Genomic DNA, 21758 nt, shown 5'->3' with positions numbered 1-21758 from the left:
GAAGCGGGTTAAGTAATCTACCCACTTCAAAATATCGGACGCCTGTTCCGCTATGTGGGCGTCCGCTTTTCGCTCAAAACAGCCATTTGAATTTTACATGTGGGCAGGTTCGTTGGCCTCACTCAGCCAGCCGGGTCACATACTGATGTATGTTCCCTGTTTATCTTCCCTTGCCGCCTTCCTGCATCTTGAATTGCGTTATGTATAAAGAGCAGGACATTCTGGCATAAGCTCTGAATGCAGGCTTAATACGGTTTCATCCCGAGCTGTTAGCTGCAACTTGAAAGCTATAGGGTATATGGTATCGTACGCGTCAGAAATACCTTTAAGAGAGCCCTTCACGGTGGAAAAAAAGAAAACCTTCCTGCAGCAGAAAAGCGGCTTGCACCCGCGTAACCGTCATCGTTCACGCTATGATTTCCCGGCGCTGATCGCCAGTTGCCCGGCACTGGAGCCGTTCGTCAAGCCGAACGCCTGGGGCGACATCTCGATAGATTTTGCCGATCCTGCGGCGGTTAAAATGCTCAACCGTGCATTACTGCAACATTTTTATGGCATTGAACACTGGGACATTCCCGCCGATTATCTGTGCCCGCCGATCCCCGGGCGTGCCGACTATTTACACCATCTGGCCGACCTGCTGGCGACCAGCAACGGCGGTGAGTTCCCTCGCGGTAAAGGCGTGGCGATCCTTGATGTGGGTGTTGGCGCCAACTGTATTTATCCGATTATTGGCCTGCGTGAATACGGCTGGCGTTTTACCGGTTCGGAGATTAATCCGATATCGCTCAATTCGGCCAAAATGATCGTGGAGATGAATCCGACACTGAGAAACGGCGTGCGCCTGCGTTTACAAAAACAACCCGAATTTATTTTGAACGGCATCATCGGCGTGGCGGAGAAATTTGATGCCACACTGTGTAATCCACCGTTCCACAGCTCTGAACAGGAAGCGCAAGCCAGCACCCGCCGCAAACTGCACAAGCTGGGTAAAGGCGAGGTAGCCGACACGCCGGTACAGAACTTTGGCGGCAAAAATAAAGAGCTATGGTGTGAAGGCGGTGAAGAAGCCTTTGTGCGTAAAATGGTAGAGGAGAGCGTTAGCCTGGCGCAAAACTGCCTGTGGTTCACCTCGTTGATTTCTAAAAATACGACCTTACCTTCGATTTATCACGCGTTGAAGCTGGTGGGTGCGGCCGAAGTCCGCACCATTGAAATGGCGCAGGGGCAAAAAATCAGTCGCTTCGTGGCCTGGACTTTCCACGACGCACAACAGCAGGTCGCCTGGGCGACAGAACGCTGGCGTTAATTTCCCTGGTGCCGGTTATTTAACCGGCACTGATAAAACTTAGCATTTCCCTTTCAATTTCTGCATGTTGCGTTATTCTCAATATGTCTTCCAATACTAAAAATCTTAAAAAAGTTATTTATTCAAAATACAATAGTTACCTTACTTAATTGATATTTTAATCCGGTATATATAGAGCTCAAACTGCGGTTTGAATGAATAAGGGTATATGACCACATTATAAACACATTAAGGAAGATGCATAGTTCGGAGGAAATCATTCAGGCTTGGAATGACGCAAGGAGCAGCTTGTTTGAATATACATCCCATGAGTCTCCTTTCCTCCCTCCTGTTTTAAATGACGGGCAGAACTAGCAGCCTCATAATCTCGCAGTACTCACTGCGGCATTATTTATCAAATCCGTTTCTACTAAAATCTATCGTACTTGAAGAGGATCGGAAGTAATTCACGGTCAAACAGCTTAGTCAGCCCCCATTTATTGGCGCTTAGAATTGTTCGTAATCCTCTATCAGCAGCGAGAACATCAGGTGGGGGTTGGGTAATACAAGTGGCAGTGACCGTGAATGTCCGATCTTCGCTCAAAGCAGCCCACCAAATCTTATTGCTCACTTCACTAATCAACCATGTTAGAATAGCAAACAACTTTTTAGCTCACATCTCAAAAACATCAAAATAAACTTTAGGCCCAACAATAGGCCCAAATTAAAAGTTGAATTGCACTTTGTTACTTAAAAATCAATGAAATAAAAGCCTAGTTCAGACTCCGCCAGCCCACCAAATTTGGTGGGTCAGTGATAGGACAACAGGTTTAAAAACAGGAAGTTAGCGAAATCAGTTGGACTAGACACTGGCAACATTAAGACTAGAAAGTGCACGTGAAATGCACGCGCATTTGAGAGTTACTAAAAGCCCACTTCAGTGGGCTTTTTTATTACCTTCTGAGCATAGATACCATTCACCTATGTTAAGCACTCTCCCTATAATTTAAATCTAACCCATATGGCGCAGCACCACAATCAAATATAAGAAGCAACACATTAATTTTTATAAACATATCGAACATATACAGCCTTATAATGCCTATACTTATCTGTTTATAAATTACTTAGAGATCAATACATAATAAATAGTTTTGCAGAAAGATTTTTTACAATGGTTAGATTAAATAAATCTATGTTGGGAGCCACCAGCCCTATCAATTAATAACGGTTAGTGTTCCGTCAATAGGTTTATAAAATGTTGTCTGAATTTATGGGGCGTAGCCTAAAGAATATTAGAAATTCATAAAAAAATTCAAAGCTAAACGGACCTCCTGTAATTTTGGTAAGGATTATCTCAATAAGTCAAATAAATAATTTCAATTAGATACGTTTCTGTTTCATTGGATTTTTACCCAGAAGCCTGCCATTTAAAGCATTGACTGGTGAAATAAGGATAAACTAAGAAATGAGAGATATGCTAAAAAAACCACAAAAGGCCAAAAGTATCTAAAAAATACTATAATAGTTATGATTTCTTGAAAGAAAAAAGAGAAATATTCAAGTTGTGGGAAAACACGCCGTTTCATTTTGATCTTATTTCAAAAAAATCGGCTAGTTATATTGATTAAATTTAATTCCATATCTTAGTTTTAAAATCAAGAAGTTGTACGAATAACAATCTGACAGCTATCTATATTAATAACTGTCAGATTATGTTTAGCCAAATAGTCATAAGATCAAATTTCAGTAAAAATTTAATTTATTCATCTAACTGTTCAAATAGTAGTTCAATAGATTTTGTCGGATAAAATAAGCATTTTTCATGATCGTCCTTTAATTGTATAAAGCCCATTCCATGATAGAATGCCTTTGCTTTATCATTTAATGCATCAACAAACATTCCATGAATACCAACAGCTTTTGATGCTTGATAAACAACTTTCAAAGCGTGAGTAACAAGCAAATCACCCCAGCCTTGCCCCTGAATACTTATATCTATAGCCAAACGCCCCAATGTTACACTTGGAGCGTTCTTGTAAGGCACTCTCTTTTGCTGAGTTTTACTCGGAAGTAATATCTTTTCAAATGAACTTCCTGACAAAGTATAGTACCCCAGCACTCGTTGCTTATTTTCTTTTGTAACAAGTACATAGCCACGCAAAACTTTAGCATTATGCTGGCGCTTCAGATGTTCAGAGAGGAAATCATTCAAGCTATTTTCTCCACAATCAAAACTACTTAAATCATACTCTTTTTCCTCAGAAAACATCTCTAGCTTTAAATCGTCCACTGTTATATTACTCCATATTTTGTAGACGTTTAGCTGCTCGTTTCAACCGACTGCTTGGTGATGGTGGGTTACTTATTGCATCCTGAACCAAATTCCATGATTCCTCGCTGAGGGTCAGGCGGCGGTGCTTTTCAATAACTTCCACTGCACGTAGTGAAGCAATGCTAACCATGAACTGTGAAATAGACTGGTTACTCATTGCAGCCGCTTCTTCGATCATGCTTTTATCGTCTTGGCTTAGTCTCAAATCGATGCGCTGTTTTCTCAGTGCTGACATGTTCTTTCTCTCCCTGATCGCCCGTGATATAGGAAGGGCAATCAACTCCTCGTGTTAAGTTTGAGCCTTTGGCTCTCTATATTTTTCTTGGCTTAAGCCTAGAACTTTGGATTATATTTATGTACGGAACCTACCCGTACACTCATAATATTACTGTTATGCGCAGAATTCAACTATAAATTACACATAGTTTCTTCTTCCGCGCTCCTCTTTGCTTCAGCTAGCTTTTGATTGTAGAGTGAGTTAGGAGGCATTTCGACACGCATGTCTATCCAGCGCGATTCAGGTACGTCACAAGGTTCGTAGTTTTCGAAGTAAACAGGCACGCCTTCTTCATCAAAGTGCTTAATGCGCTTGTTCTGGAAACGTTCTGGCATATCTGCGTTCTGTTGGTGGAAAACAAAAATTTCAATATCGCCATCTGGTCTCACCTCGTAATCAATGATAACCATGTTTTTGCCGTTATGGTCTTGAGGAATGACAAAGCCGTTATTGATACCCCATGCACCATCCGCATTAAAGCCCACAACACCTTTAATGCGGTAATGGCCAACACCAAGGTGTTCCATTTCAACGCCTTCAGATTCGTCGTTTAACTCAAAGTCATCAGAGAATAGTTTCACAATCGGTGATGCTGCTTTTAAGTTACCGTTTGAGTCTTTAGTTGTATTTGATTCTGACCATATTTTAATCCAACTACCAAGTTGACTTGCTTTTACTGAGCGAAAATAAACTACGTCATCTAATGTTGTTTTGCCCAGCTGAAAAAAGTAATTTCCAGCCCCCACTTGAACGATATTACAACCCCCCCGCTACCAGGTATTTTACCTGTATCAGTTCCACCAATGCCGTAAAACCCAGTCCTGTAATCAACTGCAGTCCCCATATTCGCATATTGAGGCAATCCAGCAGCACCTAGGCCATAATCACCAACTAACATTAATTTAGCGGTAGCTCCTGCTGGTACTCTTGGAATTTCTAGCTTGCCGAACCATGATCCGCCCGTAGTATTATATTGATAATAAGCCAATGAGCTGTCATCATTCTCCCTAGCTCCATAACAATTCAATCGATTATTATTGACTCCTTCTACAACGGTAATTGATGGAAGTGCAATCCCGCCATTTAAAGTTCCTCCTTTTTTATCAAGCTTCCCATCTAGCTTCTTATCCATTTCTTTTGCAGTGCGTATGTTGACTTTTGTTCCATCAGGGGCCGTCATTGGAATAACGCCATCCTTGGTCATCCAATCATTAGCAACATCCCTTGCATGCATATTCGAGGTATTCAGTGCGACCATATAGTTTGCCGCTGAAGATACTGAATTAACCATCGTTGTTAAAATAACGTATTTCGCATCTTTAACAGCAGCATGGAACGGGAAATTAAGCGTGAGTGCCGTGTCTGATTCAATTGATTGAATACTGCTGTTATAGACAATGCCGCCTACAACAATTTGAATAACCTGCTGGGGCTTAATGCCATTAATGTTCTCTTTCCACTTTGTACCCGTGCCCACCAGCTTATTGTTGTTTGCAGTTGTTGTGACTGTACCGATGTTATACATTTTGATTCTCCGAAATTTAGATACAAAAAAAACCGCAGTTAAGCGGCCTGTTTATTAAAATTAGTGTTTAAAAATAATCGTTAAAATCTATGCAATATGAACTGGCATACACAACTTCGTTGTACATATAGTTTGCATAGCTGGGGTAAGTGTCCATCGTCCACATTCGGCTTGCGATTAACTTATTACCTTCAACCCTAAACCCTGACAAATAACAGTTAACATTTATCCTCTCGATTTCTAACCATGTATTGGGCATATCCATGCTGAACATGGGTTTTGAAAATGAACTTGTCGCAACATTTCCGCTGGTTTTAATCGTGTGGCCATTATTAAAGAAAGGCATATAGTCAGAGGTGAAAACCACTTTCCCTTCTCGATTCCAAATGGTTAATCCATCACTAGGTTGTAAATTAAGTCCATATGAAAAAACCACAACATATATCCAACCAGAACGGTAAGTAATGACCCGACTATTAGGTCGGTCATACCTGAGGATTTGGTCAGTGCTTTCTGGTCTTAGAAAAACCAATGCTGAGCTGCGGTTAGGAATATCATTCGGGAGGCTCCAATACCCCCGATTGTTAGTTGCATTGATATAGATTTTCTGTCGATAAACACAGTAAGCCACCTCATTCTCTTGGGTGACACTTCTGAAGTTATCAATTGCCGAAGAAGCCCCCGCATTTAAGAAAAGCCCATAGGTGTCTGCAGGGTTATCTTTCAATGTGCCGTACAAGAAAAAATGCGATTCCCCATCGCTACCCGGCAACCACCCATCTGGCCCCCCAAATTCATCGTAGTAACAATAGAATGTATCCCCTGAAGTCCAGTAACTTCCAACTCTCACCATCTGAACTGTTCCGTAAGCTAGAAAGTGACACAATGCAGAGGGAATAATCACCACGTTATATTTGGACAAGCCGGGAACATGCACAGATTTATTTCGGTTGTCCTTTTGCGGGTATCGAGGATGTGTCGTGATTTTAGTAATAAAGGTGAGGGGATAATTATCTTTTGTTAATTCAATTGACTTGCCACCATCTTTTGGGTTGATAAACAACCCCATATCACTCATGGTCTCCTCCCAACTTTAACCGCCCAGCGACCCGATGAGTCATAAATCATCAGCCCAGTTTCATCTAATAACACTTTTCCAGCATCACCACTGATTTTAAAATTACCGTAAACTTCAAGCTTGTTAAATTCAGCGCTACCAGTTTCAGCGTCAAGCCTATAGCCTGATTTACCTTTTTCATATTTTTTAGAGCGGATCTCCATGCCGATCAGTAATTTTTCAATGTAAGCTTTACTAATAAAAGCTTCATTCATAAACACTTGGCCATTTTCGACAAAAAATACGGGCTCTAACTTGCCGCTGGAGGGATTGAAAATACCGAATGTATCCGCACTGAAACCAATTTGCGTCACCACTTTACCATTTTTAACACCAGCCCCAACTAACATGGCTGCATCATACGATTATACTCGTATTTCAAATATTGGATTTAGCCAAGCTGCATATCTGATAGCGATCAATTCCAATCCCCAAGACCCTTTATTTGCACCAGTTTTGATTGTTTCCACTGATGCGATTTTCTTCGCATCACTTAACGCTTTGACAAACCGTCTTATTTGTTTGGATTTTAAAAACTCTCCTGGTCTTTGTGATTCTGTCGCTTTTCCATCTGCAACCGCTGCGGCATGTAAATCATTTAAATTGTACCGACCAACGCTATCAACTCTCACAGAGACGCCATTAACATTCACATTTGGGTATTTCATAATGTTTACCTTACTTAGCAATGAACCTTACTGCATAGGAAACCAGCCCATCGAAGCAACATCAGCTATAACTGATCACCTCAAGGCTCATTCCTAAGTACAGGTTCGATGTTTAAAAATAACGGCGCATGCAGTGCACCAAATGACGGGTATAAAAAAGCCCCGCAATTGCGAGGCCAGTGATTTTCGATACATAAATTAGGCTAAACAATCAGCCAGTTTTAATTTCATTTTTCGCGGGTATAAAAATTCACCTGAAGCGGCAGTCCTAGAGGGCGAGAGGGGTAGAGATTTTACCCGCCCCTCCCCGTAGATGATAACCATTATCATTTGTATAAATATTCATATATAACAGCTATTTGCGTAATCTCTCTGTTGCTGTCTTTCTTTTATGGCAAGGCCAGCATAGTGATTGCAAGTTACCATCATCATCAGTACCACCGTGTGCTTTAGGTATGATGTGGTCGACAGTCTTGGCTTCTACAGCTCGAGGTAGGCAGTTTTGACAAAGGTGTTTATCACGCTGAAGGATGCGAGGCCGTATCTTATCCCACTTGGAGCCATAACCACGTTGATGACGGCTCTTACCAGGCTGGTGGCTTTCCCATCCAGTGTTCATATGTTCTTGACAGTAACCACTACGATCAGTGGTTGTCTTGCTGCAACCATGTTTACGGCAAGCTCTGGGGACGCGTGGCGGCATAACTTTCTCCACAAATAAAATAGCCACCAATGATTAGTTGGTGGCTATTTAAAACTATCTTCTAGATAGATATATTGAATTAAGTCATACCGAATAGTTATTGGAGCTTAAGACATATATGTGAACCAGCCAGTATCCCTCAAAAAATACGATAACAAAATTTTACAAATTAATTATAATAAATAACATAATTTAATAAAATTTTTAATTTTATAATATTAACACTATACTTTTTAATCATCCGAGTCTTCCTTAAACGTCTCGTGGATACTGATATATAGACGCTCAAAATTATCATCTTCAATAATATCAGCTAGATCTATAGCTCTGATATTTTCTGATGGATGGAGTGTTACTTTGGAATTGAAAGGTCTAGGCAACTGGTCACAAAATATAGTGTAATTTATATCTATAGGATCGTTAACTTTTACCAGCAAGTCCAAACCATTTTTAGTAACGGTATTAGCCTGAAGCTTTGCTCTTTCCCAGTTAATTTCATAGAGATCATCATACTCCGTAATAAATGGTTGTGACTTAATATGAAGTGGATCATTAAAATAATTATTATGATGCATTCCCATTGGACGAATGTAAATATGAGTCTCAGGTATTTTTGGTATCTTATCTCCTATAATTTTAATCATAATTCGCTCATTTTTAGGAATACAAATCTTGACTCTAATGCCACTTGCAAATATCTCACTATCGTTAGCAATAGAAAGGCTTAATTTCTCATATCCTAGCCACTCTTGTAGGATATCTAATCTTTCTTTGTAAAGTCTTTTATTAACTTTAGGTTTTTGTTGATATGGATGGTATCCATATAATTGAGCTTCTGGGAGCAATTTGATAGCCCTGCTTAATCCTGTTTCCTTAATTAATAACTCATCTTCTATATTTTTGACTGGCTCATCATAGTCAGGAATATTTTGATATTGATCGAAAGTATATTTAGGCTCATTTAAAGTTATTTCTCCATTCCGAAATGAACTTTCACTTCTGTTTTCGAAAAAAAACTTTAGCATTGGATACTTAGGTAATTCTGATTTTTTTGTATTTATATATTCGTTACCCAGCGTTACCACTATGTGATAAATCATACCAGTAATAACGAGAGAAAAAAACCTGCAGTTGGACTATCTGAAACAGCCAGAACAGCTCTAAGAATCTCCGATTTACCAATATATTCCTCAAAAAATGCTGCAACTATTGCATGTATAAAGTTAATCTGTGATTCACTAATCAGGCCTAAGCCCATAAGAACAGTAACCTTAGCAATAGTATTATAGGTCTTAGGTCTAATTATATTTATAACTCGCTCAGCTATATCTATCCAGTGATTTACTTTGTCACTCATTTGACTTCTACTCAGAATAATTTGTTGAATGAACGAATTATACCTAATCAAACAAAATACATCTCGACATTCTTTTGTATAAATACATTAAACTATACTACATTCTTAGTAGCCATTATAATGAACTCCCTGTGTTAATACTATTTAACATCATTCCTACTAGCTTCAATTTCTCGAATAGCATCAAGCTGCTCATTAGCTTTCTCTATCGCTGCAAGCAGTAATTTGTTCCACAATACAGACGCTTCTGGCGATAGCGTTTTACCATCACTATCTGGCGGTAGCGGAGGTATCACTAAATTAGTTAGCGTTGCTGGAATTGGCACGCATTGCGCGGGAACGTAATTCGTTTGTGTACTCGAACAAGCCATCAGCAACAGGCTGAGGCACAAGAGCATCACAATAAAACTCTTTTTGGAGTATTGTTTTATATTCAATGACTTTCTCCTGTGCCTTTGCATCGGCTTGAATACCATTGCGGTGTGCTGAAGTTGCTATGAGATTAAAACTATTAAACTGCAGTGACTGTTTAGCAATGACTTCACTTTGCCTGACGTTATCTTGTTTGAGATTGTAATTATCTTTTTTTACTGAAACGTTGCTGTCATAAAGCGTTGTAGCCCACCAGCCTAAACCGACAACCATAAGAAATAACCAGAATGAATTATCTATCTTCATAAGTTCACCTGCTTACCTCGGTAATGATCTAGTGCTTTTTGGCATCGCTTTTCTAAACTTACCTTGTCGGTACTGCAGGTATCGTCTCTGAGTACATATACGCCAGCTGCCAAGTAGAATGGGATTCCGATAATGAAAACGGATATGCATAAGCGAACTCGCCAAGGCATACGGCTTTTTCTACTTCTCGTCTTGTCATTAACCCTTTCCACGGCTTACCCCTTGCATATATCCAGCGTTTAAGTTCATTACATGCGCCAGCTTGGTCACCAGCATTGAGCTTTTTAAGTAGCGTAGAACGTGAGAATGCCCCTGTTCCTACGTTAAAAGTGAATGAATAAAGTGCAGCTCTGGTGTAATCAGGAATATCAACCTTAATTAAAGGGTTCACAGTCTTAGCGACAATTGCCAAGTCCTTTTCTAGCAACGCATCACACTCGGCTTTTGTGTAGGTTTTTGTGGGGATAATGTCAGAGCCTGTGTGCCCGTAACACACGGTAAGAACTCCAACTACATCACGGTAAGGTTTGGGCTCGTAGCCTTCGAATTCTGTAACCATTGCAACAGTTAAGGTCATCAGCCCACCAGCTGCAGCAGCCATTTTTATTTTATTTGGTATCTTTGCCACTGTTAGCCTCTCTTAATTTGAATTCTTTCCGTTTGTAGTACCAATTCACCAAAAATGTGGCGACTGTACAGATGGTTCCAATGAGCACCGCCCACTGGTCTAACGATAAAGCCCCAGCAGCAGTGGTGATAACTCCGAGAGCATAAGAAAAGGGGCTTGAGTATTTTTCGTGCATACGCATATCCACCCCCTGCGGAGTGTTCCGATGTTTAGTTAATAGAAAGCCACCAGCAATGTCATTGCCGTAATTAAACATGTTAAATTTGACTTGCTATGGCTATATACGAAAAAAGCTGCGCAATGCACAGCCTTTTATGGTAATTAGGTCTAAATTTATTTTGCTTTTAATGCACCGATCAATTTAGCTAACTGATCTAGTCCATCAAGTGTTGTAGGTATATTTTTATCATCAGAAACAATATTAGAAAATATTAAACTTTCAAATTTAGATAACGAGTCATGATTATCATTTCTTTGTGAAAATTCAACATACCCTTGGATAAACATACAAAGCGTAGTTCTTAGATTTATTTGATTTAACTCAGCTTTAATAGAGTTATAGTTAATCAATGCAACCCTAAAATAATAGATAAAAATTAATGTAGCCGTCCCTGTTAATATGTAACCATAGATGCTGTAATTAACATCAAAAGGTAGAGTCATAAGTCTAATAATTAGTGGTGCAAACACACTAAAAATTGACCACTTAAGCACCCTAGATGCCTTGATTTTTTCCTTATTCTTTTCAGTTCCCAGTAAACTATATGCTTCACTTAGACCTTTTAAAGTTAGGTTATCATTTGTCTGATTAACTTTTTCATCTAGATCTTTTATTATTTCCACTTTAGAAAATATACCAGATTCTAGTTCTTGACTAATTTCATTCAATTTATTTTTAAATTTATCAAAGTAGTCATCATCAATACTTTTTAATTCATTGTGTTTATTAGATATTTCCTCACTTTTCTTGATAGCTAATTCGATTAGTCCATCCTGTTTTTTTAAGTTCATTACTTTAAAATCAACATTATTAATGTCTAAGTGAATCAATTTTGCTAAAAATGAATTCTTCAAGTAAATATAAGTTACTTTCAATCCATATATATCAATATTTTTATAGATAAAATCTAAAGAATAGCAATCCTCTATTGCATAAATCATTCTTTCCATATAATAATTATCAGGATTCCGGTATGTATATTCAATTAAAAACCTCATTAAATATATATACATTACAAAAAGATACTTTACATCATTATTTCCTATGGAATCGTTGTTAAATTCATACCGATTAGACACCTGACAAATACTTTCAAAGGGCCCTTTATTTTCTTTTACACAAGAAACAACATCATTTATTTTTTTATAAAAATCATAAAGATATAATTTAACATCATTATTCTCTTTGAATTCGCTTGAAAATAATAATGATGACTGCTTTATAAAGTCATCTTCATTTATTTTATCTAATACTTCCCTTATATTATCAAAATTTTTTTCCAGAAAATTACCATCCATTATATTACCTCAAAAAAATAGAAGAATGATAAACAATAACCCCGCTGTTGGCGAGGTTTATTCTATATAAGTTCGGTTACAACGTATTCACTCTTATCACAATAGCATCGAATTTGCGTAGCGCACTAATACTTTTTTACTATCTATCCCTTTTACTTTATTAATTACCTCAGAATCCATTTCTAGGGATACCCCCAGCATGGCTAGACAACCATCAACAAAGCCCTCAGCGACTTGCATCATTTGCCGAATTCGCCCTTCGCTCATTTTCCATTCCTTGGCAATATTGCGTTTTGACACCCCATAAAGGTAATGCAAAACAATTAATTCTAACTCTTCCTCTTTTCTAACTTGCCGCAGTTTCGCAATAACGCTATCGATGGTTATTCCGTCATCATCGCTGCATGATTCCCTTGATAGCTCTTTGTTTGCGATTAAGCCTTTAAAGCCTGCGGCAATATGAGAATAATCAACCCCCGGGTTATCACTCGCCCAACCAGCCCATTTTTGTAAAACTAATTGAATATCTCTCATGCAAAAAGTCTCCTGCGTTCCGCATAACGCATTAGATAAATCCTCCATTGCCTCAAGCTCTTCACGCTCAAAAAAACGACAGCCGTTTTTTTCATACAAGTTGTTATTGAACGTGGTTTCTGTCATACCCAATGCACCAGCCATCGCTGAACGTCCACCGGGGTATGCTTTACACATCTCTTTCACGACTTCTTTTAATGTTTGTTTGCACATATCTACAATTCCTTTGTTTTGTTTGTAGTTAACTCAGTTAATTGGTTTTGTTATTGTTTGCCTGTCCCAATTAATTCATAAAGGTCTGGTCTTATTTCATGAGGTAAAACTGCATTGTTGGTGGCTTTCACAATAGACATAACCAATCTTGCATCTACACCGCCACCATGAAGCCATCGCCAAACCGTCGGCTGGCTCACGCCACACAAGTCAGCTAATTTTTTTTGCCCCCCAGCAATATCAATTGCTTTTTGTATTGCTTTGTTTTTCATTTTTTAACCCTTTTAGTATTGTCGTGAGATAAATAATAGCAATGAGTATTAATTTATACAATAGCAATGAGAATTTGATTTTTAATACGCATGACTATAAATTCGCATTCATGAAAACGACACTGTCTGAACGCCTCCAAGAGGCTATGAAATATAGAGGCAATATGACGCAAGGTGCTTTAGCTGAAGCATCGGGTGTTGCTCAGCCTACAATCTGGCGCTTAGTGAATGGAAAAGCTAAAGGATCTGTAAAATTAGTTGATATAGCTAATGCTCTTGGCGTGAATGTTGATTGGTTGGCAAATGGTATTGGCGAAATGGAAGGCCCTAATAGTGAGCAAAAGTTTAGACTAGATAAATCTCTTAACATTTCAGTTTGGGATGAATCGGGCGAAACTGATGATTTCGTTATATCCCCTATGGGTAAGCCATTACCATCTTATCGTGCGTATGTACTGAGTCGCAATACGGGGTGCGCTGAGGCACCGAACGGAAGTATTGCTATCGTAGATACTGAGATAACACCAGGAACGGGGGATCTTGTGATAGCGCAGGTTAACAATTCTATTTCTGTATATAAATTTTTAGATGGTGGTAGTCACGGCTTCCTATCAGTTGATGATAACAGAGTGCCATTAATTGAGTTATCCTCTGCACAATTTATCGGTGTTGTCGTCTTTCTTGTTCGTGATTTCAGAAGGTAGCTTGTTTTTTCTTTTTGACTAACAAGCACCTCTCTATACTCACCAACCCCATTTCTCACCAAAACTATCACCATCGTCTCATTCCTCTCGAATATAACATCATAGCTTTTGGTTTCTCACTGTATATTTATACAGTAAATTGTTTTATACTTTATATTCTCAGGTAAAATTTGCAAGAATTATTCTATGTTAATTCTAATACCCTTTCGTATTTTTATGAAAATGAAAAAATAACCTCTTAGATTTCATTATCATACACATCGCACAAAAATAAATAAAATATACCCATTGCTATATTTAATACCCATTGCTATATTTGTCTTATCGATACAAACGACTAGGTGGGTACAATGCAAACCAATTCAAATGAACCAATCGTCACTTTCAGCGTTGCTATGTCGCAAGAAGATGCTGCGGCATGGATTATGGAAAAAGCCGCTGAACTCCAAAAGTTAGCGGCACTTAAAGCTAAGCAAGTCTACCTGCAGCGGCAACTAGAAAAGCTCGATGAAGATATTTTCGATCAGTCTGAACGTTGCCGAGTCATTATTAATGCTTAACTGAATTTTAAATGTGTGGGGTATTAGATATGTGTGGAGTAATTGGCGAAAATGGCGAGGAAAAAGGTCAATTCGATTTAAGAAAAATTGACCCTGGTGAGCTTACAGGTTCTGATTTGTACCGTTCAGTAAATAATACTTTTTACCCATTTGTGAGCTTTCATCAAGGTGCTGCTTGGGTTAATTCTTGTGTTGAATCTTTGAAAAGAGCAATAGAAACAGCGGAGATATCAGCTAATGCAGCTATAGATATTGCCAACCACTACCAAGGGTCCATCCTCCAGCAAGATCTACATCAAAATTATCAGAAGCTGATGGCCTTAAAAGATTTTGTAAGTAAGTTTGAACCGCTTCGGGAAGAGGATATTCGGTAAGGTACTTCTGTAAAATGGCAACTCTATCACTATCAGATAATTTGTCATATTGGTCAGGAAGCAAACCTATTTTGTTGAAAATGAACGAACCTAATGTTCCATCAAATGATTGCTTAAACCATATATTTATTTCATTTTTTCTGTACTCAAATGTTACGACTTCAATAAGAAATAATAGGTATGCTTTTTTTCTTATTGGCTGGGCTTTAATGTCATTTTGGTCAAAAGAGCTGGTTGCGATGTCATGGTGGTCACAAAGCGAATTTCTTATAGACAACCATAAAGATGCGTAATTAGACATTTAACTTATCCTAAATTGTTGGGGAGTTCGAATATAACAAAGTTCCTTCTGTTGGGGAATAGCAGGAACCACAGCCGCCTGATGTGGATAAGTTAGTTCAGGTAACCTTATAAACTGTGTGGAGTGCTTAGTATGGGAATGCTTATTCTTACGCGAAAACCAAGTGAAACACTGGTGGTTGGCGATGATATCAAAATTACTATTTTAGGCGTCAAAGGTACCCAAGTGCGGATCGGTATCGAAGCCCCAAAAGATGTTGGCGTGCATCGACAAGAGATTTATAACGCCATTCAAGAAGAAATTAAAAACGCCACTGCTAGTAATAAGTGACCCTTGTAGTTTTTGGCGGTATCGCACCGCCCTTTTTCATAATACATAAGGCCACTGATTTTATGTCAGTCCATACTAGGTAATATGTCTTTATATATTGTCAGTGGTCTTATTTATTGTGCGGCTAAAATTTACTTAATCTGTATGCGGCAGAATGTGGAGATAATTATGAATACAAGCCTTTCCGTTGAATGCTTACCAATTTCTAAGTATTGCGAGCTATTTGGTGAGACAACAGATGCAATCAATAAACGAGTGCAACGGCAGTTCTGGCATGAGGGAGTTCATATTTTGAAAGTTGAGGGCTCGAAAGAGCGCTGGATTGATCTAAAGGAAGTCAACAAATGGGCCAGAAAAAACAAACAGGATACTTATTGCCAAGAGGCGTAACTATTCGTCAAAATAAGACTAAAGATACTTTGGTTATTACATTCACTTATAGAGGGGTTCTGTGTAGGGAGCCCTTATCTAGACTAACGGTCGATAACAAAAACATTAAATATGCTGAAAGGCTACTCGCTGAAATTCAAAATAATGTTGAAAAAGGCACATTTAGTTATTCAAAATATTTTCCTAATTCTAAAAAACTAATGCTTTTTGGTGTTAATAATCGTGAGAAAAGAGTGATTGATTATTTAGATGAGTATTTAGTTATTTGCGAAACTCGAAATTTATCGCCCTCTACGATTGGTGGTTATAAAAAATGTAAAAGCGCCTTGTCTGATTTGCATCAATTACATGTTTCATCACTAACACCGGCAATACTAAAAAACTGGATACAAAAACAAACGACAGTATTAAAAACCATCCGTAATCAGCTCTCTTTCTTACGTAGCTCGCTAGATGAGGCCATTACTGATGGGATTGTGTCAATTAACCCTGTAAGCCTTGTATCTGCTTCAAGGTATCAATCTAATAACAGTGCCAATGAAAGCAGTTATATCGTTGATCCCTTGTCGCCTAAAGAAGTATCAGCCCTACTTGCTGCGGCAAGATATGAGCAATGGAAAAACTTATTTCAGTTTGCCATTAATACTGGGTTAAGAAGCTCTGAATTATGTGCATTAAGATGGAGTGATATCGATTTCATAGAAAATACTGCACACGTGCAATCCGCCAGCGTAGTTGGTGTTATTAAGAAAACCAAAACTAAAGCTGGCACTAGAAAGGTAGAGTTGAATAGTGAGGCCATGAATGCCCTACATGAGCAAAAGCAATTCACGTTCTTGAAAGATGGTGTGATTTTTGAAGATCCGAAAACAAATAAAGCTTGGACTGGCGCTGATGCGATCAGGAAAAAAGCATGGGTGCCAACACTAAAGAAAGCAGGTATTCGATATCGCAATCCTTATCAAACAAGGCATACCTTTGCCACGAGGCATATTAGCCAAGGCGCTAACCTATTTTGGCTAGCAGGACAAATGGGACATAAAGGGCCTGAGATGTTGTTTAGGCATTATGGAGGATATCTTAAAGAGTATGATGGGAATAGTATGACTACAAAGCTAAACTACAACTAATATAAGTTTCATAGTAAATTCTTTCATTCATTATTTAAAATACGATGAGATTACTTATGTTCATCGTTAGTATTTTTTTATTTATTTCATTACTGTTAAACTCACTTAAGTGGCAGATGTAATTAAAATACCAGAAAGTGAGTTTAATTTATCATTTAGAATAATCCAGACTAACAATAAATTTATTACTTTTAAATTTTTTATAAAACTCATTATTCATCAGTATTAAATTCCAAATCCAAACCATCTAAAAATTCCAACACCAAGTTTCTTGCGTTCTCATTTTCTCTAACTAATTTTATTATCTTAGTTTCATAGAATTTTCTATTAGGGCAGTTCAGTATTTTAACTATATCTTTAAGCAATCCAGTTCGTCTTATTGAATACCTTTCGACAAGAGCCTGTATATCTTTTCTCTCAATCGTCTCATTATAATATTTTAGCTCATCATTAAATATATCACCAGCTTTTATATCTATTGTTATATTTCTAAAACCATCTTTATGGCTTGGAATAATTTCGTTAAACTTCCAGCGTACCTTTTTGTTTACAGCTAGTGTGCATAAATCATTTCTTTTCTCTTGATTACTTAACACACTAATTATTTTTTTAAATATTTCATCAAGTGCCTCATGTTTTATTTCAAGTAGCTCTTGGTAATTTTCAATAAATATAGCAATCATCCTTGGGTTATAAAAAATAGATTCTATAGAATGTACCTTCAACGTAAATATTTTATCACCCTTTAAACTATTTATCTCTTCAGGTGTTTTGTTATCATTATCCACTATACCTATTGCATTAACCCAGCTTAGACTTTCATTTTTACGGATTCCATTAACTGAAATAGATACATCATCACAACCTTCCTTTGGTATAATTGTTACTTCTGGAAATATGGACTTATATAGTCCGATATCTAAGCTTGAATTAATACCTTCTACAAATAAAATATTTTTTTTAGAACCTAGTATATCTTTTCTTATATCTGTAGGAACTAATGTGGGATCCTCAAGTAACTCAAAATCCCACCCAACAGCAATGTCATTTTCATATTGAGTCGATTTAAGAATTACAACCTGAGATTCATCCATATCTGAAACTAGAGAAATATCATGTGTTGATATTATAAAGTAACAGTCCGGTCGTATTGAAATTAGTTGTGTAATCAGAGGAGATGAAATAGATTTATGTAAATGGCGTTCTGGCTCATCAATAATGAACAATGTTCCTGATAATGCTGATATAATTTCAGCAGAAATTGAAATGGCATTTTTTTCTCCATCTGATAATTCTGATATCGAGTATTCAGATGGAGGAACATATCTATGATTAACTACTGAAAGGTTATCTTCATCATCCAAAATAATTTGTATAGGAATATCGCAAGCCATAAGAATTGAATTAATCTTATCTATTGGTGACTCTTCAATTTTTTTAGCACTCTCAAAATCATTCATATCTACTAGATCTGAAATCAACCGATTTCTTCTACCTACCGCTTTTTTAAGTCTAATAATAGGTAATTTATTCTGCCTTGTATCATTTGTCTTCCATCTAAATTCGCTAAGATATTTAGCATTATCAAGCATACCTTTGGCCATATTTTGGTATTCAGAGTTAGACATATCTATTACCTTATCATCAAACCATACTTGACGATGAGCAGATATTAATACTGGATTAGCTTCTTCACTGATTGACTTTATAAGATGATAAACTAAAGACGATTTACCTGAGCCATTTGCCCCTATAACAAACAGAACTCCTCCTTTATTGATTGTTACTGGACTGTTCTGATGCAAAATGGACGGTATTTCAATGTTAATACTCATATGTTATCCTTTAATTAACTAACTAACCTATTAATAATTTAAGATTTATTTATCAATTTATATAAATGACTATAAATAGTTTATTATTAATAATATATTTAGCAAGTCTAATTAATCAAAACCCAAAAATACCATTTAATCATTTGAAATTTAAATAATTTTTAGGATTACAAATAAAATAACTATAGTTTTCTAATTCTTTGAATCAAAGAATTTCTATTGATTAATACTATTTTGAGCTCGATGTTAGTTACCTGCTATATATTATACCCAGTCTTCACATCTAATAAAATTTAGACAGAATTGAGTTCGAACGATATTATCAATACACTATTTTGACAAACAAACTCAATTTGCATCTAAAACCCCACCTTCTAACTGGCTAGACAATGACCTACATATGCAAGTTTAGTGCACATGATTGAAGCCTCTTGTAAATACTCTTTAATAATCAATTAATTAAAAAATTACGGACTCGGGTTCAACTCCCGCCAGCCCACCAAATTATCTTCTAAGGACGTCCAGAGAAGACTAAAAAGCCCGCTAACTCAATGAGTTGCGGGCTTTTTTTATGTCCTGCGCAGTCTGATGTCACCTAATTAAATCCAATCATCTTAGGCACCTCGTTAACCTTTATAGTTTTTGAGGTGCCTAAAAACAATGAAACATCAAAAATGGCAAGACAAACCAAACCCTTATCAGCAAAAGAGATCGACGCAGCAAAGCCAAAACAGAGTGATTATGTCCTCTATGATGGCGATGGATTAGAACTATTGGTTAAATCCAATGGCAGCAAGCTGTGGTCATTTCGCTACATTCGCCCTCTCACTAAGAAACGAGCTAAAAAGAGCCTTGGTTCTTACCCTGCCGTCAGCCTTGCTGATGCACGTAGTTATCGCCTTGAAGCAAGAACACTGCTCGCAAAACAGATAGACCCACAAGATCACCATAAAGAGCAAGTCCGTAATAGCTTAGAAGCTAAGGCAAATACCTTTCAATTAGTTGCTGAACGTTGGTGGGAAGTGAAGAAGTCCACTGTAACAGAAGACTACGGTAATGATATCTGGCGCTCACTCGAACGAGATGTGTTCCCTGCCATTGGTGACATCAGCGTTACTGATATCAAAGCCCATATATTGGTTCAAGCAATACAACCGGTTCAAGCCAGAGGCGCATTAGAAACCGTTCGCCGCCTTTGTCAGCGTATCAACGAAGTGATGATCTATGCTCAAAATACTGGCTTAATTGATGCCGTACCGAGTATCAATATTGGCAAGGCTTTTGAAAAACCCAAGAAAAAGAATATGCCAAGTATTCCACCTGATCAGCTACCAAAGCTCATGCAGACAATGCGTACAGCTAGTATTAGCCTATCTACTCGATGCCTGTTCATGTGGCAGCTACTCACCATCTCGCGCCCTGCCGAAGCCGCTGAAGTTCGAATTTGAACTGCACTATAATGGTACAGAGCTATGCATCGTCTAGATGTCAGCTTTGTGCTAATAGCAGATGTTGTTTAAACATGAGCTAGTAGCTAGTTATGTGCTACAAAGATACTTTTTGTATCACTAAATCGATATGTTCTGACTGATCAGCTTTAATCAAACAGGACACTTTAATAATGGAATATAATCCAATTATGTGCAGATATTATTAGTTGGCCGATTTACATTTTGTGTTAGTTATTCCATGTTTGGCGTTAATGTATTCAATTTGGCCAAATCAGTTTATTGAATCTTACATCTAGGCAGTTTATTGCTGAAAACGAACGATATATATCCTTATTCATTCCAACTGCAGGTTGGTTGGCCGCACTCAGCCAGGGAACATACTGATGTATGTTCCCTGTTTATCTTCCCTTGCCGCCTTCTTGCATCTTGAATTACGTTGGGTATAAAGAGCAGGATATTCCGGCATAAACTCTGAATGCAGGCTTAATACGGTTTCATCCCGAGCTGTTAGCTGCAACTTGAAAGCTATAGGGTATATGGTATCGTACGCGTCAGAAATACCTTTAAGAGAGCCCTTCACGGTGGAAAAAAAGAAAACCTTCCTGCAGCAGAAAAGCGGCTTGCACCCGCGTAACCGTCATCGTTCACGCTATGATTTCCCGGCGCTGATCGCCAGTTGCCCGGCACTGGAGCCGTTCGTCAAGCCGAACGCCTGGGGCGACATCTCGATAGATTTTGCCGATCCTGCGGCGGTTAAAATGCTCAACCGTGCATTACTGCAACATTTTTATGGCATTGAACACTGGGACATTCCCGCCGATTATCTGTGCCCGCCGATCCCCGGGCGTGCCGACTATTTACACCATCTGGCCGACCTGCTGGCGACCAGCAACGGCGGTGAGTTCCCTCGCGGTAAAGGCGTGGCGATCCTTGATGTGGGTGTTGGCGCCAACTGTATTTATCCGATTATTGGCCTGCGTGAATACGGCTGGCGTTTTACCGGTTCGGAGATTAATCCGATATCGCTCAATTCGGCCAAAATGATCGTGGAGATGAATCCGACACTGAGAAACGGCGTGCGCCTGCGTTTACAAAAACAACCCGAATTTATTTTGAACGGCATCATCGGCGTGGCGGAGAAATTTGATGCCACACTGTGTAATCCACCGTTCCACAGCTCTGAACAGGAAGCGCAAGCCAGCACCCGCCGCAAACTGCACAAGCTGGGTAAAGGCGAGGTAGCCGACACGCCGGTACAGAACTTTGGCGGCAAAAATAAAGAGCTATGGTGTGAAGGCGGTGAAGAAGCCTTTGTGCGTAAAATGGTAGAGGAGAGCGTTAGCCTGGCGCAAAACTGCCTGTGGTTCACCTCGTTGATTTCTAAAAATACGACCTTACCTTCGATTTATCACGCGTTGAAGCTGGTGGGTGCGGCCGAAGTCCGCACCATTGAAATGGCGCAGGGGCAAAAAATCAGTCGCTTCGTGGCCTGGACTTTCCACGACGCACAACAGCAGGTCGCCTGGGCGACAGAACGCTGGCGTTAATTTCCCTGGTGCCGGTTATTTAA

The 21758-nt window shown here is 38.5% G+C and carries 25 protein-coding genes and 2 pseudogenes; 8 read left to right on the top strand and 19 right to left on the bottom strand.

What is annotated here, in order from left to right; all coding sequences use genetic code 11:
• The first annotated feature begins 343 nt into the window (after nt 1–343).
• Entirely contained in the window at nt 344–1309 is a 966-nt protein-coding gene (gene rlmF / locus ABWP91_RS09685; protein ID WP_353243073.1) for a 23S rRNA (adenine(1618)-N(6))-methyltransferase RlmF, read from the top strand.
• 1741 nt (nt 1310–3050) lie between these two features.
• On the opposite strand, the gene ABWP91_RS09680 is transcribed toward rlmF (ABWP91_RS09685), so the two are convergent.
• The 17 genes and pseudogenes from ABWP91_RS09680 to ABWP91_RS09600 all read right to left on the bottom strand — a co-directional run bounded on the left by ABWP91_RS09680 (nt 3051) and on the right by ABWP91_RS09600 (nt 13113).
• Complete coding sequence (locus tag ABWP91_RS09680; protein WP_353243091.1) at nt 3051–3581, bottom strand: GNAT family N-acetyltransferase; 531 nt, start codon at nt 3579–3581, stop codon at nt 3051–3053.
• 7 nt (nt 3582–3588) lie between these two features.
• Entirely contained in the window at nt 3589–3858 is a 270-nt protein-coding gene (locus tag ABWP91_RS09675) for a type II toxin-antitoxin system TacA family antitoxin (RefSeq protein ID WP_353243090.1), read from the bottom strand.
• A gap of 173 nt (nt 3859–4031) precedes the next feature.
• Nucleotides 4032–4481 carry a phage tail fiber protein gene (locus ABWP91_RS09670; protein WP_353243089.1) on the bottom strand — a complete coding sequence of 150 codons (450 nt, stop codon included), beginning with the start codon at nt 4479–4481 and terminating at the stop codon, nt 4032–4034.
• 119 nt (nt 4482–4600) lie between these two features.
• Nucleotides 4601–5425: a hypothetical protein gene (locus ABWP91_RS09665; RefSeq protein WP_353243088.1), complete on the bottom strand. Its 825-nt coding sequence runs from the start codon at nt 5423–5425 to the stop codon at nt 4601–4603.
• A gap of 67 nt (nt 5426–5492) precedes the next feature.
• Nucleotides 5493–6503, bottom strand: coding sequence for a DUF6453 family protein (locus tag ABWP91_RS09660; RefSeq protein ID WP_353243087.1), 1011 nt, complete (start codon nt 6501–6503; stop codon nt 5493–5495).
• A complete protein-coding gene (locus tag ABWP91_RS09655) occupies nt 6500–6892 on the bottom strand; it encodes a phage tail tip fiber protein (RefSeq protein ID WP_353243086.1) in 393 nt (130 codons plus the stop codon). Before ABWP91_RS09655 ends, ABWP91_RS09660 begins: the two co-directional genes overlap by 4 nt.
• 18 nt (nt 6893–6910) lie before the next feature.
• Nucleotides 6911–7210: pseudogene (locus ABWP91_RS09650) on the bottom strand (KilA-N domain-containing protein); the annotation flags it as partial.
• Nucleotides 7211–7565: 355 nt separating this feature from the next.
• Entirely contained in the window at nt 7566–7913 is a 348-nt protein-coding gene (locus ABWP91_RS09645) for an HNH endonuclease (RefSeq protein ID WP_353243085.1), read from the bottom strand.
• Nucleotides 7914–8146: 233 nt separating this feature from the next.
• Nucleotides 8147–8998 carry a hypothetical protein gene (locus ABWP91_RS09640; RefSeq protein ID WP_353243084.1) on the bottom strand — a complete coding sequence of 284 codons (852 nt, stop codon included), beginning with the start codon at nt 8996–8998 and terminating at the stop codon, nt 8147–8149.
• 11 nt (nt 8999–9009) lie between these two features.
• Entirely contained in the window at nt 9010–9270 is a 261-nt protein-coding gene (locus tag ABWP91_RS09635) for a hypothetical protein (RefSeq protein ID WP_353243083.1), read from the bottom strand.
• A gap of 140 nt (nt 9271–9410) precedes the next feature.
• The gene (locus ABWP91_RS09630; RefSeq protein WP_353243082.1) at nt 9411–9596 is read right to left on the bottom strand and encodes a hypothetical protein; all 186 of its coding nucleotides are present in this window, start codon (nt 9594–9596) and stop codon (nt 9411–9413) included.
• Complete coding sequence (locus ABWP91_RS09625) at nt 9571–9948, bottom strand: hypothetical protein (RefSeq protein WP_353243081.1); 378 nt, start codon at nt 9946–9948, stop codon at nt 9571–9573. The genes ABWP91_RS09630 and ABWP91_RS09625 overlap by 26 nt, the downstream gene beginning before the upstream one ends.
• A gap of 58 nt (nt 9949–10006) precedes the next feature.
• Nucleotides 10007–10576, bottom strand: a complete 570-nt coding sequence (locus ABWP91_RS09620) for a lysozyme (RefSeq protein WP_353243080.1) — start codon at nt 10574–10576, stop codon at nt 10007–10009.
• On the bottom strand, nt 10557–10757 hold the full coding sequence (locus ABWP91_RS09615) for a phage holin family protein (RefSeq protein ID WP_353243079.1): 201 nt from the start codon (nt 10755–10757) through the stop codon (nt 10557–10559). Before ABWP91_RS09615 ends, ABWP91_RS09620 begins: the two co-directional genes overlap by 20 nt.
• A gap of 152 nt (nt 10758–10909) precedes the next feature.
• Nucleotides 10910–12094, bottom strand: a complete 1185-nt coding sequence (locus tag ABWP91_RS09610) for a hypothetical protein (RefSeq protein ID WP_353243078.1) — start codon at nt 12092–12094, stop codon at nt 10910–10912.
• Nucleotides 12095–12190: 96 nt separating this feature from the next.
• Complete coding sequence (locus ABWP91_RS09605) at nt 12191–12841, bottom strand: antiterminator Q family protein (protein WP_502935803.1); 651 nt, start codon at nt 12839–12841, stop codon at nt 12191–12193.
• 50 nt (nt 12842–12891) lie between these two features.
• On the bottom strand, nt 12892–13113 hold the full coding sequence (locus ABWP91_RS09600; protein ID WP_006657725.1) for a helix-turn-helix domain-containing protein: 222 nt from the start codon (nt 13111–13113) through the stop codon (nt 12892–12894).
• A gap of 146 nt (nt 13114–13259) precedes the next feature.
• Here ABWP91_RS09600 and ABWP91_RS09595 point away from each other — a divergent pair, with 146 nt between their 5' ends.
• Nucleotides 13260–13817: a helix-turn-helix domain-containing protein gene (locus ABWP91_RS09595; RefSeq protein WP_224120099.1), complete on the top strand. Its 558-nt coding sequence runs from the start codon at nt 13260–13262 to the stop codon at nt 13815–13817.
• 350 nt (nt 13818–14167) lie between these two features.
• Nucleotides 14168–14377, top strand: coding sequence for a hypothetical protein (locus ABWP91_RS09590; protein ID WP_353243077.1), 210 nt, complete (start codon nt 14168–14170; stop codon nt 14375–14377).
• 243 nt (nt 14378–14620) lie between these two features.
• Here the strand turns inward: ABWP91_RS09590 and ABWP91_RS09585 are convergent, their stop codons facing one another.
• Nucleotides 14621–15052: an ECs1072 family phage-associated protein gene (locus ABWP91_RS09585; protein WP_353243076.1), complete on the bottom strand. Its 432-nt coding sequence runs from the start codon at nt 15050–15052 to the stop codon at nt 14621–14623.
• Between the two features lie 138 nt (nt 15053–15190).
• Between ABWP91_RS09585 and csrA the strand changes: the two genes are divergently transcribed.
• The 3 genes from csrA to ABWP91_RS09570 all read left to right on the top strand — a co-directional run bounded on the left by csrA (nt 15191) and on the right by ABWP91_RS09570 (nt 16902).
• Nucleotides 15191–15382: a carbon storage regulator CsrA gene (gene csrA / locus ABWP91_RS09580; protein WP_353243098.1), complete on the top strand. Its 192-nt coding sequence runs from the start codon at nt 15191–15193 to the stop codon at nt 15380–15382.
• A gap of 168 nt (nt 15383–15550) precedes the next feature.
• Nucleotides 15551–15772: an excisionase family protein gene (gene xisR / locus ABWP91_RS09575; RefSeq protein ID WP_239979312.1), complete on the top strand. Its 222-nt coding sequence runs from the start codon at nt 15551–15553 to the stop codon at nt 15770–15772.
• On the top strand, nt 15727–16902 hold the full coding sequence (locus ABWP91_RS09570) for an Arm DNA-binding domain-containing protein (protein WP_353243075.1): 1176 nt from the start codon (nt 15727–15729) through the stop codon (nt 16900–16902). The genes xisR and ABWP91_RS09570 overlap by 46 nt, the downstream gene beginning before the upstream one ends.
• Nucleotides 16903–17114: 212 nt before the next feature.
• Here ABWP91_RS09570 and ABWP91_RS09565 read toward each other — a convergent pair whose 3' ends face one another.
• Nucleotides 17115–18737, bottom strand: a complete 1623-nt coding sequence (locus ABWP91_RS09565) for an AAA family ATPase (protein WP_353243074.1) — start codon at nt 18735–18737, stop codon at nt 17115–17117.
• A 674-nt stretch (nt 18738–19411) separates the two neighbouring features.
• Here ABWP91_RS09565 and ABWP91_RS09560 point away from each other — a divergent pair.
• Nucleotides 19412–20179, top strand: a pseudogene (locus ABWP91_RS09560) (integrase domain-containing protein); the annotation flags it as partial.
• Between the two features lie 590 nt (nt 20180–20769).
• Nucleotides 20770–21735, top strand: coding sequence for a 23S rRNA (adenine(1618)-N(6))-methyltransferase RlmF (gene rlmF / locus ABWP91_RS09555; protein ID WP_353243073.1), 966 nt, complete (start codon nt 20770–20772; stop codon nt 21733–21735).
• The last annotated feature ends 23 nt before the right edge of the window (nt 21736–21758 follow it).

This window comes from Providencia sp. (genome assembly GCF_040396775.1).
Classification (GTDB): Bacteria; Pseudomonadota; Gammaproteobacteria; order Enterobacterales; family Enterobacteriaceae; genus Providencia.
Note: the sequence above shows the minus strand (reverse complement) of the source record. Positions and strands in the feature narration are given on the sequence as shown.

Excerpts from the sequence above, each read along its gene's own strand:
- ABWP91_RS09595 (WP_224120099.1), top strand. The coding sequence starts at position 13,260 with ATGAAATATAGAGGCAATATGACGCAAGGTGCTTTAGCTGAAGCATCG.
- ABWP91_RS09590 (WP_353243077.1), top strand. The coding sequence starts at position 14,168 with ATGCAAACCAATTCAAATGAACCAATCGTCACTTTCAGCGTTGCTATG.
- ABWP91_RS09665 (WP_353243088.1), bottom strand. The coding sequence starts at position 5,425 with ATGTATAACATCGGTACAGTCACAACAACTGCAAACAACAATAAGCTG.
- ABWP91_RS09585 (WP_353243076.1), bottom strand. The coding sequence starts at position 15,052 with ATGTCTAATTACGCATCTTTATGGTTGTCTATAAGAAATTCGCTTTGT.
- xisR (WP_239979312.1), top strand. The coding sequence starts at position 15,551 with ATGAATACAAGCCTTTCCGTTGAATGCTTACCAATTTCTAAGTATTGC.
- ABWP91_RS09625 (WP_353243081.1), bottom strand. The coding sequence starts at position 9,948 with ATGAAGATAGATAATTCATTCTGGTTATTTCTTATGGTTGTCGGTTTA.
- ABWP91_RS09655 (WP_353243086.1), bottom strand. The coding sequence starts at position 6,892 with ATGTTAGTTGGGGCTGGTGTTAAAAATGGTAAAGTGGTGACGCAAATT.
- ABWP91_RS09565 (WP_353243074.1), bottom strand. The coding sequence starts at position 18,737 with ATGAGTATTAACATTGAAATACCGTCCATTTTGCATCAGAACAGTCCA.
- ABWP91_RS09570 (WP_353243075.1), top strand. The coding sequence starts at position 15,727 with ATGGGCCAGAAAAAACAAACAGGATACTTATTGCCAAGAGGCGTAACT.
- ABWP91_RS09600 (WP_006657725.1), bottom strand. The coding sequence starts at position 13,113 with ATGAAAAACAAAGCAATACAAAAAGCAATTGATATTGCTGGGGGGCAA.
- ABWP91_RS09635 (WP_353243083.1), bottom strand. The coding sequence starts at position 9,270 with ATGAGTGACAAAGTAAATCACTGGATAGATATAGCTGAGCGAGTTATA.
- ABWP91_RS09660 (WP_353243087.1), bottom strand. The coding sequence starts at position 6,503 with ATGAGTGATATGGGGTTGTTTATCAACCCAAAAGATGGTGGCAAGTCA.
- ABWP91_RS09615 (WP_353243079.1), bottom strand. The coding sequence starts at position 10,757 with ATGCGTATGCACGAAAAATACTCAAGCCCCTTTTCTTATGCTCTCGGA.
- ABWP91_RS09610 (WP_353243078.1), bottom strand. The coding sequence starts at position 12,094 with ATGGATGGTAATTTTCTGGAAAAAAATTTTGATAATATAAGGGAAGTA.
- ABWP91_RS09605 (WP_502935803.1), bottom strand. The coding sequence starts at position 12,841 with ATGTGCAAACAAACATTAAAAGAAGTCGTGAAAGAGATGTGTAAAGCA.
- csrA (WP_353243098.1), top strand. The coding sequence starts at position 15,191 with ATGCTTATTCTTACGCGAAAACCAAGTGAAACACTGGTGGTTGGCGAT.
- ABWP91_RS09675 (WP_353243090.1), bottom strand. The coding sequence starts at position 3,858 with ATGTCAGCACTGAGAAAACAGCGCATCGATTTGAGACTAAGCCAAGAC.
- ABWP91_RS09645 (WP_353243085.1), bottom strand. The coding sequence starts at position 7,913 with ATGCCGCCACGCGTCCCCAGAGCTTGCCGTAAACATGGTTGCAGCAAG.